The following is a 14,771-nucleotide window of genomic DNA, read 5'->3' as shown; positions in this document are numbered from 1 at the left end:
CGGCCTACATTGGCTCCATGAACACTGCGACCCTCGCTCTCGACCCGCGCGCCCAGGCCCGGCGCGACATCAGCACGATCAGCCTGATCGGCCTGGCGCACGGCACTTCTCATTTCTTCCACATGCTGCTGCCGCCGCTGTTTCCGGCCTTCATCAGCGAGTTCGGCCTGAGCTATTCGCAGCTGGGTTTGCTGGTCACCACCTTCTTCGTGATCTCGGGCATTGGCCAGGCCACGGCCGGCTTTGTGGTGGACCGCATCGGCGCCCGGCCGGTGCTGTTTGCAGCCCTGAGCTGCTTTGTGCTGGCTTCGATTGCAGCGGGCTTTGCCGGCGGCTTTGGCGGGCTGATGCTGGCGGCGGCGCTGGCGGGCCTGGGCAATTCGCCCTTCCATCCGGTGGACTTCACCATCCTCAACAAGCGTGTTTCACAGCCTCGCCTGGGCCATGCGTTCTCGGTGCACGGCATCACCGGCAACCTCGGCTGGGCGCTGGCGCCGGTGTTTTCCATCGGCATTGCGCAGGCCACGGGCAATTGGCGCTTCGCCTATGTCGGCACGGGCCTGATCGCGCTCACGGTGCTGGCCTTGCTGATCTGGCAGCGCCGGGCCATCGATGACCGCGAAGGCAGCTGGGCCCACGCCAAGCCGGCGCCCGGCGCCAAGCCCGAGCATCCGATGGCCTTTCTGAAACTGCCCTCGGTCTGGCTGTGCTTCAGCTTCTTCTTCTGGACCACGGCGGCGCTGTCGGCCATCCAGAGCTTCGCCAGCCCGGCTCTGCAGCAGATGTACGGCCTGCCGGTGAGCCTCACGGCCTACGTGGTGACCGGCTACATGCTCAGCGGCGCCGCCGGCATGGTGATAGGCGGCTTCCTGGTGGCACGCGTCGAGCGCCTGGAGCGGGCTATCGCGGCGGCGATGGCCCTGGCCGCGCTGCTCTTGCTGCTGACGGCGAGCGGCTGGCTGCCGCCGCTCGCCGCCGCTGCCACCGCCGCGCTGGCCGGCTTTGGCACGGGCCTGGCCGGCCCCTCGCGCGACATGCTGATCAAGCGTGCCGCGCCCCCCGGCGCCACCGGCCGTGTCTACGGCACGGTGTACTCGGGCCTGGACGTGGGCTTTGCGCTGGCCGCGCCGGTGTTCGGCGCGCTGCTGGACGGCGGCCATCCGCAGGCCGTGTTCGGCGGCTCGGCCCTGGCCCTGTGCTTGGGCATAGGCTCGGCGGCCCTGGTGGGTGTGGGCATGATGCGGCGCCGGCTACAGTCAGCCTCCTGACCACAGCGCCCCCAGGGCGCCGGAGCTCGCCCATGACGCCCAAGAACACCCTCTGCCTCTGGTACGACGGCACGGCCCTGGAAGCGGCCGAGTTCTATGCCCGCACCTTCCCCGACAGCGCCGTCAAGGCTGTGCACCGCGCCCCTGCCGACTACCCGATGGGCAAGGCGGGCGATGTGCTGACGGTGGAGTTCACGGTGATCGGCATCCCCTGCCTGGGCCTGAACGGCGGCCCGATGTTCAAGCACACCGAGGCCTTCTCCTTCCAGGTGGCGACGGACGATCAGGCCGAGACCGACCGGCTCTGGGACGCCATCGTCGGCCACGGCGGCCAGGCCAGTGCCTGCGGCTGGTGCAAGGACAAGTGGGGCCTGTCGTGGCAGATCACGCCGCGCGTGCTGACCGATGCCCTGGCCAACCCGGACCGCGCGCTCGCCAAGCGCGTGTTCGAAGCCATGATGGGCATGGGCAAGATCGACATTGCCGGGATCGAGGCGGCGAGGCGGGGCTGAGGGCTGCGGCAGATCAAACGAGGGCGATCTGCTTCCTGCAGCGCCTGTTCGAGCTGCGGCTACAGTCGGCCTTCATGAACAGCCCTCGCTCTGAAGCCGGCGCCCGTCTCGCCGGACACGTTCTCGTCGAAGCCCTGATCGCCCAGGGCGTGACCGATGCCTTTGGCGTTCCCGGTGAGAGTTATCTCGCCGTGCTCGATGGCTTCCACGAGTACCGCGACAAGATCCGCTTCATAGCCTGCCGGCAGGAGGGCGGGGCGGCCTTCATGGCCGAGGCGCAAGGCAAGCTGACGGGGCGGCCAGGTATCTGCTTCGTCACGCGCGGGCCCGGCGCGACCAATGCGTCCATCGGCCTGCACACGGCTTTCCAGGATTCGACGCCGATGATTCTCTTCATCGGCCAGGTGGCGGCCGACCAGCGCGATCGCGAGGCCTTCCAGGAGGTGGACTACCGCCAGATGTTCGGGCCCGGCACGCTGGGCATGGCCAAGTGGGTGGGCGAGGTGCAGGACGCTGACCGCCTGCCCGAGTACGTGGCGCGCGCCTTCCACACCGCGATGCAGGGTCGGCCCGGCCCGGTGGTGCTGGTGCTGCCCGAGGACATGTTGACCCGCATGACCACGGCGCCGGTGCTGCCGCAAGTGCGTGCCGCCGAGGCCGCGCCGACGCCGGCCGCCCTGGCCGAGTTGCGCACGCGGCTGCTGGCGGCGAAGCGGCCCCTGGTGATCGCCGGCGGTGGTGGCTGGAGCGCCGACAGCACGGCCGCTTTGCAGCGCTTTGCCGTGGCCTGGCAACTGCCGGTGGGCTGCGCCTTCCGCTTCCAGGACCTGTTCGACAACCGCCATCCGAACTATGCCGGCGACGTCGGCATCGGCATCAATCCGAAGCTGGCGGCGCGGGTGCGCGAGGCTGACCTGATCATCGCCATCGGCCCACGCCTCGGCGAGATGACGACCAGTGGCTACACGCTCTTGCAGGCACCGCGACCGCAGCAGCAACTGGTCCACATCCATGCCGGCGCGGAGGAACTCGGGCGTGTCTACGCGGCGGACCTGATGATCAATGCCAGCATGGGCTGCGCGGCCCAGGCCCTGGAATCACTGCAGCCGCCTGCCGAGCTCGTCTGGTCCGACTGGACCCGCAGCGCGAATGCCGACTACATCGCCAACCGCGTGCCCACGCCCGTGAGCCCGCTGGACATGGCGGAGGTCGTGGCCCAGCTTTCCTCGCAGTTGCCCGAGGGCGCGATCTTCACCAATGGCGCCGGCAATTACAGCGGCTGGCTGCATCGCTTCCATCCCTACACGGCTTTGCATCAGCATGGCCGCACGCAGCTGGCGCCGACCAGCGGCGCGATGGGCTATGGCGTGCCAGCGGCAGTGGCTGCGGCCCTGCTGCAGGACCGCTGGGTTGTGAACATCGCCGGCGATGGCGACTTCCTGATGACCGGCCAGGAGCTCGCCACCGCCACCGGCTATGGCGCCAAGAAGCTGATCTCGGTGGTGGTGGACAACGGCACCTACGGCACCATCCGCATGCACCAGGAGCGCGAGTACCCGGGCCGGGTCTCGGGCAGCGATTTGTTCAATCCCGACTTCGCCGCGCTGGCCGAAGCCTATGGCTGGCGGGCGGTACGGGTGGAGCGAACCGGGGAGTTCGAACCCGCCCTGCGCGAGGCTCTGGCACGCCCTGATCAGCCCACGTTGATGCATCTGAGGCTCGATGCCGATGTCTCGACCAGCCGCAGCACGCTCGCTGCGATCCGTGAGTCGGCTCGCCTGCGTCTGGCCGGGCGTTGAACGCGGGCATGCGCCTCAGTTGGGACTCTGGCGCCACGATCCAGCTCGATGACCCTGCAGCCCTGGCCGACGCACTGAAGGGCTGGGGGCGCGCGCCCGGCAGTTTCGTGGTGCTGGAGGCGCCGTCGGGCCGAGTGCTGCAAGCTGCCGGGGATACGGCCAGCGGCTTCGCGCTGGAGTGTCTCGAGACCGACGAGTCGGTACTGCGCAGCCAGCGCGACGATCTCAGCCGGGCCGAGCTGTTGCGCCGGCTGCAGGCCTTCCTGGCTTGCGGCGGCGAGGGTGAGACGGAGGCGCCCTGGCGCCAGGGGCTGCGCTGGTCGGCCGGCGGGGAGGAGCGACCCGACGAGGGCCGGCCGCCCGGTTGGGGCCGATGGCTGCGTGATCTGCTGCTGCTCATGCTCTTCCCCAGCCTGCTGGCGGCGGGCGGCTACTGGGGGCATCTGGAGGGCGAGCGCTATCGCAGTCAGGCGCGGCAACTCGAGATGCAGGTGCTGGCGCGCGAGGTGCGCAGCACGGGTTCCAAGACCTACACCGTGTTGACCCTGAGCGCTACCGATGAAGCCCTGGGGCGCAAGACCCGCCACGTCTATGCCGCGGGCTCGAAGAACCAGCTGCGGCATGCCCAGGTGGGCGAGCGCATCCAGCTCTGGCAGCGCCAGATTGGCAGCGGCGAATTGCGCGATATCCCTCCGAACGGCAACCTGCCGTTCGTGCTGGCGGGCATGTTCGCGTTCGGGATCCTGGTCTTCTGGGGGCGTGGTGTGCGCCAGGGCTTGCGCGTCCGCGGCCGGCCCGGGCGCTGGAGCGTCGTGCCGGCGCGTTCAGTCGGGCCTTGATCGCGTCCGGCAGGCGGGGGCTGTGCATGGCCACCCGATGGCGGCACGGTACGCACGACCCGGTCAGCGGCTTGGCAGGAAATGAAGGGACAGGGTCGGGCATGGGGACTCCGGGCCGCCCCTGCGCGACAATCACCGCATGCAAGACATTTCCTTCGAACTGCGTGGCGAATACATCGAGCTGGACAAGCTGCTCAAGGCCACCGGCCTCGCCGAGAGCGGTGGCCGCGCGCGCGTGATGATCACCGAGGGCCAGGTGCAGGTGGATGGTCGGGCCGAAAGCCGCAAGACGGCCAAGATCCGGGCCGGACAGCGTGTGCAGCTGGCAGGCCAGGCGATCGTGGTGCTGGCCCCCTCGGCCTGAAGCCGGCATGATCGATCCCTCATGAGCACGCCAACCACCTTTTCCACCTGTGACCTCTGCGATGCCTACAAGGCCGACGCAAGCGGGGTGCTGAGGGTGCTGCCCGGCGGGCTCTACCGCAGCTATGGTGGGAAGACGAGCTTTGCCGGGGCGATCAGCACCGTGCGCTGCCTGGACGACAACAGCCGCATCAAGGCCGCCGTCGAAGGCCCTGGTGAGGGCCGCGTGCTGGTGGTCGATGGGGGTGGCTCGATGCAGCGTGCGCTGCTCGGCGGCAATCTCGCCGCTGCGGCCGCGCGCAATGGCTGGGCCGGGCTCCTGATCCACGGCTGCGTGCGTGATCTTGCCGAGCTCAGGACGGCCGACGTCGGCATCCTGGCCTTGGGCCATGTGCCCATGCCCACGGAGCGTCAGGGGCAGGGCGTTGTCGACCTGGCCCTGCAGCTGCACGGCCTGCTGATACGCCCGGGCGAATGGCTTTATGCCGATGCGGATGGCGTGGTGATCAGTGCTGCGCCCCTGCATGCCAGGGCCGGCTAGCGGCACGACGACCCAGGCCAGGCCGCCATGCAGTCCCGGAGCGCGCCCACCATCACGCGGACCTGCGAGCCGCTGCTGAACGAGGCGCGCGCCGCCTTGGCCGCCGAGCGCCTGGATGAAGCCGCTGCGTTCGCCGCCGAAGCCGAGACCCAGGGCCTCGCTCACAAGGCGCTGCGCTGCGCCGCCCGGGCGGCTCAGCTGCAGGCCGAAGCGGCCTGGCGGGCCGGCCGCTATGCCGCAGCCTTCGCATCGGCCCTGCGCGGCGCGCAGCAACTGGGCGAAGCCCTGGCCTCGGCGGACCGCGTGCGTTGCCTGGAACTCGCGGCTTTGGCGGCTTGTTCGGCCGGCCTGCCCGAGGAGGGTCTGCCGCTGGCTGCACAGGCCGTTGCCCTGGCGGACCGGCAGGGATTGTTCGAAACGCTGGCCGCCGCGCTGGCGGCCTTGGCCCATGTGCAGGCCCATCTGGGCGAGTTCGACGAGGCGGAGCGCCTGCATCTGCAGGCCCTGTCGCGAGCGCGCGAGTCGGCCGATGGCCAGATCCTGGTTCGCAGCTATGCCAATGCGCTGATGGCCGGCGTGTTTGCGCACCAGGCCATGCTGGATGACCGTCAGTTCGACCGGGCTGCGGCCTGGGGCCAGCGCCTGCTGCTGCTGGCCAACCAGGCTCGCCGCCATCTCGACGAGCCCTTCATGTCGCCCTGGCAGCGCGCCGTGCTGCGGCTCAATATCGCCCATGGTCTGCTGTGCGGCGGCCGGCTGGACGAGGCTGCGCAACTGCTGGAGCAGGCCCGCCAGCTGTCCGACTCGCTGAGCAGCGCGCCGTTGCGCGATTCACTGGCCCACGCGCTCTGCGAGGTGGAGCTGCGCCAGGATCGCCTGGAACAGGCAGCCGCGCGCGTGCCCGAGCTGCTGCGCCACCTGGGGGACTCGTCCAACGCCCAGTTTCGCGAGCAGGTGCTGCGCACGGCGAGGGCGCTGGCCCTTCGCCGGGGGCGTGCGGAGCAGGCCGAGCGCCTGGCACAGCAACTGGCCGAGGTCGTCGAAGACCAGCGCCGGCAGCGCCTGCAGGCGGCCGCCGAGATTCGCGCCGCCCAGCAGTCCCTGCGGCTCTAGCAAGCAGCCAGGGGCGTGCTAACCCCTAGCGTGGCTCGCACGTGTAGCCACCGCAGCGGCGTGTCGCTGGCTACACTGCCGCGCACCCGCTACGGAGCAACGCATGCCGATGATGAAACGCCTCTCCATCGCCCTGGCCGCCGCCCTGCTGGCCGGTCTTGCGCAAGCCGACACCCTGATCCACGCCGGCCGGCTGATCGATGTCGAACAGGGCAAGGTGCTCGAGCAGATGTCCATCGTCATCAAGGACGGCCGCATCAGCGAGGTCAAGGCCGGCTACCTCGACCCGAAGGGCTATGCGCCGTATCACGACCTGCGCACGCAGACGGTGATGCCGGGCCTGATCGACATGCACGTGCATGTGTCGCACGAGGGCAGTGGCGCCGGCGGCTATGCCGAGCGCTTCTACCTGAACCCTGCCGACTACGCGCTGCGCGCCACGCAGTACCTGACGCGCACCCTCAATGCCGGCTTCACCACGGTGCGCGACCTGGGCGCCGGCGAAGGCCTGGCCATCAGCCTGCGTGACGCGGTGCGCAAGGGCTGGATCAAGGGCCCGCGCATCTTCGCGGCCGGCAAGGGCATAGGCACGACGGGTGGCCATGCCGATCCAACCAATGGTTTGAACATGGAGCTCATGCACGACCACGGCCCCGAGGGCGGCGTGATCAACAGCGCGGCCGATGCCCGCAAGGCCGTGCGCCAGCGCTACAAGGAAGGTGCCGACCTGATCAAGATCACCGGCACCGGCGGCGTGCTGAGCCTTGCGAAGAACGGCCAGAACCCGCAGTTCATGGAGGACGAGGTCGAGGCCATCGTCAAGACCGCGCGTGACTACGGCTTTGCCGTGGCCGTCCATGCCCATGGACGCGACGGCATCATGCGGGCGGTCAAGGCCGGCGTCGATTCCATCGAGCACGGCACCTACATGGACGATGAAATCATGCGCGAGATGAAGGCGCGTGGCACCTGGTTCGTGCCGACCATCTCGGCCGGCAAGTTCGTGGCCGAGAAGGCCAAGATCGACGGCTACTTCCCTGAGGTGGTGAGGCCCAAGGCCGCGGCCATCGGCCCGCTGATCCAGGCCACCGCCGGGCGCGCCTACAAGGCCGGCGTGAAGATCGCCTTCGGCACCGATGCCGGCGTGGGCCCGCATGGCACGAACGGCCTGGAGTTCGTCTACATGGTCGAAGCCGGCATGCCGCCGATGGAGGCCATCAGGGCCGCCACCATCAACGCGGCGCAACTGCTGCGCCAGAGCGACCAACTGGGCACGATCACACCGGGCAAGCTGGCGGATATCGTCGCTGTCAATGGCGACCCGCTGCGCGACATCAGCCTGATGACAAAGGTCGGCTTCGTGATGAAGGACGGCGTGGCCGTCAAGCCCTGATCGATCAAGCCCGGCCGGCCAACTGCGCTGCCAGTGCCGCCGCCGTCATCGGGCGGCCCAGCAACCAGCCCTGCGCCACCTCGCAGCCCGCCTCCAGCAGGATGCGGCGCTGCGCCTCGGTCTCCACACCCTCGGCCACCACGGTCAGCTTGAGGCCCTTGCCTATGCCGATCACGGCCCGCGCAAGGGCGCGGTCGTCGGCATCGGTTGCCAGGTCGGCGACGAAGCGCTTGTCCAGCTTCAGCTCCCTCAGCGGCAGCCGCTTCAGGTAGCTGAGGCTGGAATAGCCGGTGCCGAAATCGTCGACCGAGATCTGCACGCCCATGCGGTCCAGCTCGGCCAGTTGCGCGCGGGCGGCGCCGTCGTCGTCCAGCATCAGGCGCTCGGTGACCTCCAGCGTCAGCTGCTCGGCGTGCAGGTCGTGCCGCTGCAGTTGCTGCCGCACATGGGTGGCCACGTCGTCCTGCAGGAAGCGCAGCGGCGAGACATTGACCGACACCGAGGGCACCGCGATGCCGGCCTCGCGCCAGGCCGCCATCTGGGCGCAGGCGGCTTCCAGCACCCAAGCATCCACGGCGTTGATCAAGCCGCTTTCCTCGGCCACCGGGATGAAGCGGTCCGGGGGCACGCTGCCAAGGGTGGGGTCCTGCCAGCGCAGCAAGGCTTCGACGCCGACGAGGGCATCGTCCGCCAGGCGCCGCTTGGGCTGGTAATGCAAGGACAGGCCGCCGTTCACGAGCGCATGGCGCAGCGCGCCTTCGAGCTTCAGCCTCTCGTCCAGCGCCGCATTCATCTCGCGCAGGAAGAAGCGCGCGCAGTTGCGACCGGCGGCCTTGGCCTCGTACATGGCCAGGTCGGCGTTCTTCAGCAACTGCTCCAGGTTGTGGCCGTCGTCCGGTGAGGTGCACACGCCGATGCTGGCCGTGAGATTCAGGCTCTCGCGGCCGGGCAGCGCCAGGGGCGGCGCCAGCATGGCGAGCAGCTTGCCGGCCACCTGCATGGCGGCGGCGGCATCGCAGTCGGGCAGCAGGGCGACGAACTCGTCGCCGCCCAGGCGGGCCAGCGTGTCCGTCTCGCGCAGCCCGGCCTGCAGGCGCCGCGCAATCGCCAGCAGCAATTGGTCGCCCATGGCATGGCCCATGGAATCGTTGACGGTCTTGAAGCGGTCGATGTCCAGCAGCAGCAGCGAGGTGGGCAGGCTGAGCTTGCTGGCCACCTGCAGGGCCTGGCCGGCGCGGTCGGCCAGCAACGTGCGATTGGGCAGGCCAGTGACGCTGTCGTAGTAGGCCAGGCGTTCGATGCGGCGCTGGTGCTCCTCATGCTTGAGCGCCACCATGCACAGGTGCACGCAGGCCTCGACCATGAAGCGGTGAAAGGGCGCCACCGGTCGCGGCTCGCGGTAGTACAGCGCGAACGTGGCGGCCACGCGGCCCTGGTCCAGCAGGATGGGCGAGGACCAGCAGGCCGCGAGGCCAAAGCTCTGGGCCAGCGCACGGTAGTCATCCCACAGCGGATCGGTGGCGATGTCGCTGACCTCGACCGGCTCGCGCCGCCAGGCCGCCGTGCCGCAGGAGCCGGCCTTGGGGCCGATCAACGCGCCTTCGAGGGCCTGGCTGAAGGCCGCTGGCAGACCCGGCGCGGCGAGCGGGTGGACCTGGCCGCCGGTGTCCACCGCCAGCACCGTGCACAGCACCTCGGGCGCCAGCGCCTCGACGCGGCGGCACAGCAGGTCCATCACCGCAGCCAGCGGGCGGCTGAGGGCCACGGCCTCCAGCACCTCGCGCTGCAGGCCCGCCACGGCGCGCTCTTGATCGATGCTCAGCGGCGGCGTTTGCGGCCCGCTAGCCAGATTGCTCATCGCTTCACTCCCTGGGCGGCTGGTTTGAACCGGCGAGACTGGCACCGCTTGCCCGATTCTGCACGGACGCGGCGGCTGTCGCCTGAGCAATGGCAAGCAGCCGCCGAAACCGTCGGCCCGCGGCATCAGTGCCGACCCGGGCCCGCGAACGCGGGGCAGGGAATGCCTGCATAGACCCAAAATCATGAAACCGGAACACTGTTTCGAAACAGCAGTGCCAGTGGCGCGCTGACCGCGCCCGTCCTTGCTGACCCGCGCTTGCCCCCCGAGCAAGCCCGCGGCCCGACCGCCTGCTGCCGTCGCGCCGCGCCCCACGCGCCCGCCTTCGCCGGGTGCGCGTTCTTCTCCCCCATTCGGCCTGTTGCCGACGAAGACCAGGCCGTCCCGATGCCAGCGCTGCCCAGCGGCCACGCTGCGGATCGGTTCGCGCCTGCAAGACCCCCACCACAGACAAGCCGGGCCCACCGATGGCACCGGCGCAGGAGACATGCGCATGAAGCGAAGCAAGGACCCCCAACGGCTGCAGCGCCGCACGCTGCTGGTATCGGCGATCTCGCTGGGCCTCACGGCCTGCGGCGGCGGCGAGGACGCGGCGAACCGGGCGAGCGCTTCGGGCGCTTCGGGCGCCACGGCACAGAGCGCCGTGGCCAGCACCGGCCCCACCGTGCAGGCCCAGGCCGCCCGCCTGCCCAAGCCAACGACGCCGGCCCCCGCGCCCGCCATTGATGCCGTGAGCCTCACTGATACGACGGCGCCGCTGCTGTTCGACATCGGCGACCGCACCTATTCCGCGCCGGTGCTGACCGGCGGCCTGCACTCGCCGGCCAACTACCGCAAGGCGCCGGTGCTGCCGGCCTGGCAGTTCGCCACGACCGACCCGACCGGCGGCGTGCTCACCTTCGAGCGCGAAGTGGCGCCCGACATCGGCTGGCACAGCTACTCGCGCCAGGGCAAGTTGGTGGTGACTGGCGGCTCCGGCGCGGCGGCCAACCGCGTCTACACGGTCTTCAACAAGGAGCAACTGCTGGCCGCACTGCGCGAGGCCAGGAACGAGCCCAAGATCATCCGCATCGTCGGCCACATCGACTTTCGCTGGAAGAACGGCAACACGGTGTTTGAGGAGTACACCAGCTATGAGGACCAGAAGCAGGGCGGTTCGTTCTCGGTGCCGTCCAACACCACGCTGGTGGGCATCAACGACGCCAGCGGCAAGCCCGCCCGCATCACCGGCACGCAGATCCTGATCGGCAAGGAAGCGCAGACCACATCGGCCGGTGCCGAGGCCGACTTCAAGAAATGGGTGGCCGACGGCAAGGACCCGGAACTGTTCCCGACCTGGACCCGCAACATCATCGTCCGCAACCTCCTGATCGACACGCCCTGGGACGTGAACCCCGAGGACAGCGACAACGCCTATGCCGACGGCATCGCGATTACGCGGGGCGAGTACATCTGGATCGACCATGTGGCGATCAGCGATGGCGACACGCCCGACTCGCTGGCCAGCGACACGCGCCACGACGGCGGCCTCGATATCGTGCGCGGTTCCGACTACGTGACCGTCTCCAACAGCTATTTCAGCAAGCACCACAAGCTGACCCTGGTCGGCAACGGCGACTCGGGCCGTGCCTGGAGCGATGCCGGCCGCCTGCATGTGACGCTGACCGGCAACTGGTGGGACAGCACGGGTTCGCGCCTGCCGCTGGTGCGCTTCGGCCAGCTGCACCTCTACAACAACCTCATCAGCGGCAGCACCAGCACTTCCAATTCGGACCTGAAGTTCATGTCGGGCCTGGACGTGCGCTACCAGTCCGACGTGATCTCGGAAAGCAACTTCTACGAGTTCACCGGCCTCAAGCCCAAGGAGCTCTGCGGCAAGCTGGCCGGCGGCAAGGATGCGATCAGCTTCCGCAGCTCGGGCCACCGCTTCATCAGCGACAAGGGTGACGACGGCAAGCCCATGCTGGACATCATCGATGCCGAGCTGCAGGGCTGTGACTCGCTGCCGGTGGCCAACAACTGGGTGCCGCCCTACGCCTACACGCTGCTGCCGGCCGACAACCTGCGCGTTGCGCTGAAGCAGTCGGCTGGTGCCGGCCGCCTCGGCATGTTTGCCCTGGCCGGCCCCACGCCGGCACCGGCGCCGGGCACGCCGGTGGCCTCGCCGCCGCCGGCTCCGACGCCAGCGCCCACACCGGCTCCCTCGCCGTCGCCGACGCCTGCGCCCGCACCGTCCCCGTCGGGCCCGGCCTGCACCACGGCCCTGCCTTGCAGCACCGGCAGCGGCGAGCAGCTGATGAGCAGCGCCGTCACTGCCACCGTGCCGGCCAGCAGCTATGTCGATGGCGTCTACACGATGAGCGGCGCTGGCACGGTCAACACTGGCGCGCCCTATGCCTTCAACTTCAAGTACACGAGCTTGAGCGGCGACTTCACCTTCACCGCCCGCATCGTGAGTCAGGGCGGCAGCAGCGACGCCGGCCGGGCCGGCGTGGTGGCCATCGAGGCCTTGAGCGGCACGCCGATCTATGCCTGGACCGCGCGCTACTCCAGCACCGGCGATATCCGCGCCGCGATCAACGGCAACAACAAGAGCAGCCTCGCCGGTTTCAGCACGTCCACACCGCCGGTGTGGGTGCGTGTGCAGCGCCGTGGCAATGCTCTGTATTCGGCCGCCTCGAACGACGGCGTGACCTGGGCCGAGAAGACCAACGTCAACGTCACGGCCAGCACGCTCTACGTGGGCCTGGCGCTCTCGTCCGGCAGCAACACCACCGCCGTAACGGCCAACTTCGACAACGTGAGCATCGTCGGCGGCGGCCGCTGATGCCCGGCATCCACAAGACAGGAGACCATTGATATGAAGACGATGAAGCAACGACTGCTGGCCCTCGCGGCGGTGACGCTGGGCCTGCACGGTGCGGCCCAGGCCGGCCCCGTGCTGAGCACCAGCTATGGGAGCCTGCTTGGCTCGACCATCACGTTCAACGAGCTGGCAGCTGACCTCTTGAACGGCCTGGTCGTCAGCGGCGGCGTGACCTTCGGCGAGCGCTTCGCCGGCCAGGTGCTGGCCGTGACCAAGGCACCGCGCCCCGGCGTGGTGGCGCAAGACTGGTTCGACGACCTCTCGACCGGCGCGCCCACCGCCGGCCTCACCGTGCTGGCCGGCGCCAACGACCACAACCTCGGCACCTACGACTACGGTGATGCGCGTGGCAATGCACTGGCCGGCATTGGCCCGACCATGGCCGATGGGGCCGACCCGTTCGGCTTCGGCTCGATCTCGGCGCGTTTCGCGTCGGGCCAGTCGGGCCTCGGCTTCTACCTGCGCGATGGTGACGGCGGCAGCGCCACGCTGGCGCTGTACCGCGCCGACGGCAGCCTGATCCAGTCCTTGCTGCTGAGCGGCGTCAGCGACGGCTACTACGCCTTCACCCGCGAGGGCGGCGTGGCCGACATTGCCGGCTTCTCGCTCTACAGCCGCGACAGCTACTACGGGATGAGCATCGACGACCTGCGCCTCGGCTCAGCCGCAGCACGTGTGCCGGAGCCTAGCTCGGCCCTGCTGCTCGGCGTGGCGCTGTGCGGCCTCGGCGGCGTGCGACGCTTCGGCCGCAAGCAGGCTTAGGCGAGCAGGCTCAGCAGGCGGTCCAGGCCGCCTGCGTTGATGGCCACCATGGCCTGCTCGCGGACCTTGGGCTTGGCATGGAAGGCCACCGACAGGCCGGCCGCGCCCATCATCGGCAGGTCGTTGGCACCGTCGCCCACGGCGATGCACTGGCGCGGCTCGGCGCCGATCTCGGCGGCGCATTGCAGCATCATGCGACGCTTCTCCTCGCCGTCGCAGATCTCGCCCCAGGCCTGCATCACGAGGCCACCGGTGAGGGCGCCGTCGGCGATCTCCAGTTCGTTGCTGCGCACATAGTCCATGCCCAGTTCGCTGGCCACGAAGCGCGTGAAGAAGGTGAAGCCGCCAGACACCAGCACGAGCTTCAAGCCCGCCGCCTTCAGCGCTGCGCACAGCTCGCGGGCACCGGGGTTGAACTTCAGGCGCCCGGCCAGCACCTGGTCCAAGGCGGTGGTGGGCACGCCCTTCAGCAAGGCCAGGCGGCGGCGCAGGCTGTCCTTGAAGTCGGTGATCTCGCCGCGCATGGCCGCCTCGGTGATGGCTGCAACCTCTTCCTTCTTGCCGGCGGCGGCCGCGATTTCATCGATGCACTCGATGTTGATCAGCGTTGAGTCCATGTCGAAGGCGGCAAGCCGGAAGTCGGCCAGGCCCAGCGGGGGCGTGAAGCCACGGACGACGAGGCCGGGCGCAAGTTCGGTGGGGGTGTTCATCAAGGACTACTCAACCAGTTCTCGGTCTTCAGCCCGGGCACCCGGGCAAATTCGGGATCGGCGCTGACCAGGGTGGCCTCCAGCGCCAGCGCATGGGCGGCGATCAGCGCATCGTTCGCGCCAATGGGTGTGCCAGCGCGTTCGAGCTCGGTGCGCAGGCGGGCGTAGTGTTCGGCCACGCTGTCGTCCAGCGGCAGCACCGGCAATGGGCGCATCACCTGCTCGTAGTTCTGTTGCAGGCGGGCAGAGGGTGTCTTGCGCAGCCCATAGAGCAGTTCGCACTGAACCACGATGCTGGTGCAGACGCTGGCGCCGGTTTCCGCAGCCAGCAGGACCCGCACCCTCGCCATGGCTGCGCCGGCGGGCTCGCGCATCATGCGGGAGACGATGTTGGTGTCCAGCAGATAGACCGGCGCGCTCAAGACCCGGGCTCGCTCAGGTCGATGTCATCCAGCGGCAGCAGGCCCGCGTCGACGTCGGGAAACTCCACGTCGATAGGCCCATCAAGGGCCATCCGCTCCAGCGCTTCCAGCAGCGCCGCCGGCGAACCCTTGGGATGGCGCGGCTTGATCGGTTCGATGATCAGGCGCTCGCCATCGCGGTACATCAGGGCCTCGCTGCCGGGCAGCTCGAACTCGCGCGGGATGCGCACCGCCTGGTTCGCGCCATTGCGGAACAGGCGCACATGGCGCTCCGGCGTGTCGCCGGCGTAGGCGGGGGAGCTTTCCTTGGCGCTGGGCATGGTGG

The 14,771-nt window shown here is 69.3% G+C and carries 14 protein-coding genes; 10 read left to right on the top strand and 4 right to left on the bottom strand.

The window, feature by feature from the left end; genetic code table 11:
* Window positions 1-17 precede the first annotated feature (17 nt).
* The 8 genes from J7U46_RS03545 to J7U46_RS03510 all read left to right on the top strand — a co-directional run bounded on the left by J7U46_RS03545 (window position 18) and on the right by J7U46_RS03510 (window position 7,828).
* Complete coding sequence (locus tag J7U46_RS03545) at window positions 18-1,268, top strand: MFS transporter (protein ID WP_282823452.1); 1,251 nt, start codon at window positions 18-20, stop codon at window positions 1,266-1,268.
* Window positions 1,269-1,300: 32 nt separating this feature from the next.
* A complete protein-coding gene (locus J7U46_RS03540) occupies window positions 1,301-1,780 on the top strand; it encodes a VOC family protein (protein WP_282823451.1) in 480 nt (159 codons plus the stop codon).
* A gap of 74 nt (window positions 1,781-1,854) precedes the next feature.
* The gene (locus J7U46_RS03535) at window positions 1,855-3,579 is read left to right on the top strand and encodes a thiamine pyrophosphate-binding protein (RefSeq protein ID WP_282823450.1); all 1,725 of its coding nucleotides are present in this window, start codon (window positions 1,855-1,857) and stop codon (window positions 3,577-3,579) included.
* 8 nt (window positions 3,580-3,587) lie between these two features.
* Window positions 3,588-4,418: a hypothetical protein gene (locus J7U46_RS03530; protein ID WP_282823449.1), complete on the top strand. Its 831-nt coding sequence runs from the start codon at window positions 3,588-3,590 to the stop codon at window positions 4,416-4,418.
* A gap of 139 nt (window positions 4,419-4,557) precedes the next feature.
* Window positions 4,558-4,782 carry an RNA-binding S4 domain-containing protein gene (locus J7U46_RS03525; RefSeq protein WP_282823448.1) on the top strand — a complete coding sequence of 75 codons (225 nt, stop codon included), beginning with the start codon at window positions 4,558-4,560 and terminating at the stop codon, window positions 4,780-4,782.
* Window positions 4,783-4,803: 21 nt separating this feature from the next.
* On the top strand, window positions 4,804-5,322 hold the full coding sequence (gene rraA, locus J7U46_RS03520; protein ID WP_282823447.1) for a ribonuclease E activity regulator RraA: 519 nt from the start codon (window positions 4,804-4,806) through the stop codon (window positions 5,320-5,322).
* 27 nt (window positions 5,323-5,349) lie between these two features.
* Entirely contained in the window at window positions 5,350-6,435 is a 1,086-nt protein-coding gene (locus J7U46_RS03515) for a hypothetical protein (RefSeq protein ID WP_282823446.1), read from the top strand.
* A 103-nt stretch (window positions 6,436-6,538) separates the two neighbouring features.
* Window positions 6,539-7,828 carry an amidohydrolase family protein gene (locus tag J7U46_RS03510; protein WP_282823445.1) on the top strand — a complete coding sequence of 430 codons (1,290 nt, stop codon included), beginning with the start codon at window positions 6,539-6,541 and terminating at the stop codon, window positions 7,826-7,828.
* A gap of 4 nt (window positions 7,829-7,832) precedes the next feature.
* Here J7U46_RS03510 and J7U46_RS03505 read toward each other — a convergent pair whose 3' ends face one another.
* A complete protein-coding gene (locus J7U46_RS03505; RefSeq protein WP_282823444.1) occupies window positions 7,833-9,686 on the bottom strand; it encodes an EAL domain-containing protein in 1,854 nt (617 codons plus the stop codon).
* A 493-nt stretch (window positions 9,687-10,179) separates the two neighbouring features.
* On the opposite strand from J7U46_RS03505, the gene J7U46_RS03500 reads away from it, so the two are divergent.
* A complete protein-coding gene (locus J7U46_RS03500) occupies window positions 10,180-12,513 on the top strand; it encodes a hypothetical protein (protein ID WP_282823443.1) in 2,334 nt (777 codons plus the stop codon).
* A 33-nt stretch (window positions 12,514-12,546) separates the two neighbouring features.
* Window positions 12,547-13,314, top strand: a complete 768-nt coding sequence (locus tag J7U46_RS03495; protein WP_282823442.1) for a PEP-CTERM sorting domain-containing protein — start codon at window positions 12,547-12,549, stop codon at window positions 13,312-13,314.
* Here the strand turns inward: J7U46_RS03495 and serB are convergent.
* From serB to J7U46_RS03480, 3 genes are read right to left on the bottom strand one after another with little or no spacing between them, the layout of a single operon-like run.
* The gene (gene serB, locus J7U46_RS03490) at window positions 13,311-14,024 is read right to left on the bottom strand and encodes a phosphoserine phosphatase SerB (RefSeq protein WP_282823441.1); all 714 of its coding nucleotides are present in this window, start codon (window positions 14,022-14,024) and stop codon (window positions 13,311-13,313) included. The two genes, J7U46_RS03495 and serB, sit on opposite strands and share 4 nt — an antisense overlap.
* Window positions 14,024-14,446, bottom strand: coding sequence for a PIN domain-containing protein (locus tag J7U46_RS03485; RefSeq protein ID WP_282823440.1), 423 nt, complete (start codon window positions 14,444-14,446; stop codon window positions 14,024-14,026). Before J7U46_RS03485 ends, serB begins: the two co-directional genes overlap by 1 nt.
* Window positions 14,443-14,766 (bottom strand): virulence-associated protein VapB, encoded by a 324-nt coding sequence (locus tag J7U46_RS03480; RefSeq protein ID WP_282823439.1) that lies wholly within the window; start codon window positions 14,764-14,766, stop codon window positions 14,443-14,445. The genes J7U46_RS03485 and J7U46_RS03480 overlap by 4 nt, the downstream gene beginning before the upstream one ends.
* Window positions 14,767-14,771: the final 5 nt, after the last annotated feature.

The sequence above is a fragment of the Pelomonas sp. V22 genome, assembly GCF_030014915.1.
Lineage (GTDB): Bacteria > Pseudomonadota > Gammaproteobacteria > Burkholderiales > Burkholderiaceae_C > JAUASW01.
Note: the sequence above shows the minus strand (reverse complement) of the source record. Positions and strands in the feature narration are given on the sequence as shown.

Excerpts from the sequence above, each read along its gene's own strand:
- J7U46_RS03545 (WP_282823452.1), top strand. The coding sequence starts at position 18 with ATGAACACTGCGACCCTCGCTCTCGACCCGCGCGCCCAGGCCCGGCGC.
- J7U46_RS03540 (WP_282823451.1), top strand. The coding sequence starts at position 1,301 with ATGACGCCCAAGAACACCCTCTGCCTCTGGTACGACGGCACGGCCCTG.
- J7U46_RS03535 (WP_282823450.1), top strand. The coding sequence starts at position 1,855 with ATGAACAGCCCTCGCTCTGAAGCCGGCGCCCGTCTCGCCGGACACGTT.
- J7U46_RS03530 (WP_282823449.1), top strand. The coding sequence starts at position 3,588 with ATGCGCCTCAGTTGGGACTCTGGCGCCACGATCCAGCTCGATGACCCT.
- J7U46_RS03525 (WP_282823448.1), top strand. The coding sequence starts at position 4,558 with ATGCAAGACATTTCCTTCGAACTGCGTGGCGAATACATCGAGCTGGAC.
- rraA (WP_282823447.1), top strand. The coding sequence starts at position 4,804 with ATGAGCACGCCAACCACCTTTTCCACCTGTGACCTCTGCGATGCCTAC.
- J7U46_RS03515 (WP_282823446.1), top strand. The coding sequence starts at position 5,350 with ATGCAGTCCCGGAGCGCGCCCACCATCACGCGGACCTGCGAGCCGCTG.
- J7U46_RS03510 (WP_282823445.1), top strand. The coding sequence starts at position 6,539 with ATGCCGATGATGAAACGCCTCTCCATCGCCCTGGCCGCCGCCCTGCTG.
- J7U46_RS03505 (WP_282823444.1), bottom strand. The coding sequence starts at position 9,686 with ATGAGCAATCTGGCTAGCGGGCCGCAAACGCCGCCGCTGAGCATCGAT.
- J7U46_RS03500 (WP_282823443.1), top strand. The coding sequence starts at position 10,180 with ATGAAGCGAAGCAAGGACCCCCAACGGCTGCAGCGCCGCACGCTGCTG.
- J7U46_RS03495 (WP_282823442.1), top strand. The coding sequence starts at position 12,547 with ATGAAGACGATGAAGCAACGACTGCTGGCCCTCGCGGCGGTGACGCTG.
- serB (WP_282823441.1), bottom strand. The coding sequence starts at position 14,024 with ATGAACACCCCCACCGAACTTGCGCCCGGCCTCGTCGTCCGTGGCTTC.
- J7U46_RS03480 (WP_282823439.1), bottom strand. The coding sequence starts at position 14,766 with ATGCCCAGCGCCAAGGAAAGCTCCCCCGCCTACGCCGGCGACACGCCG.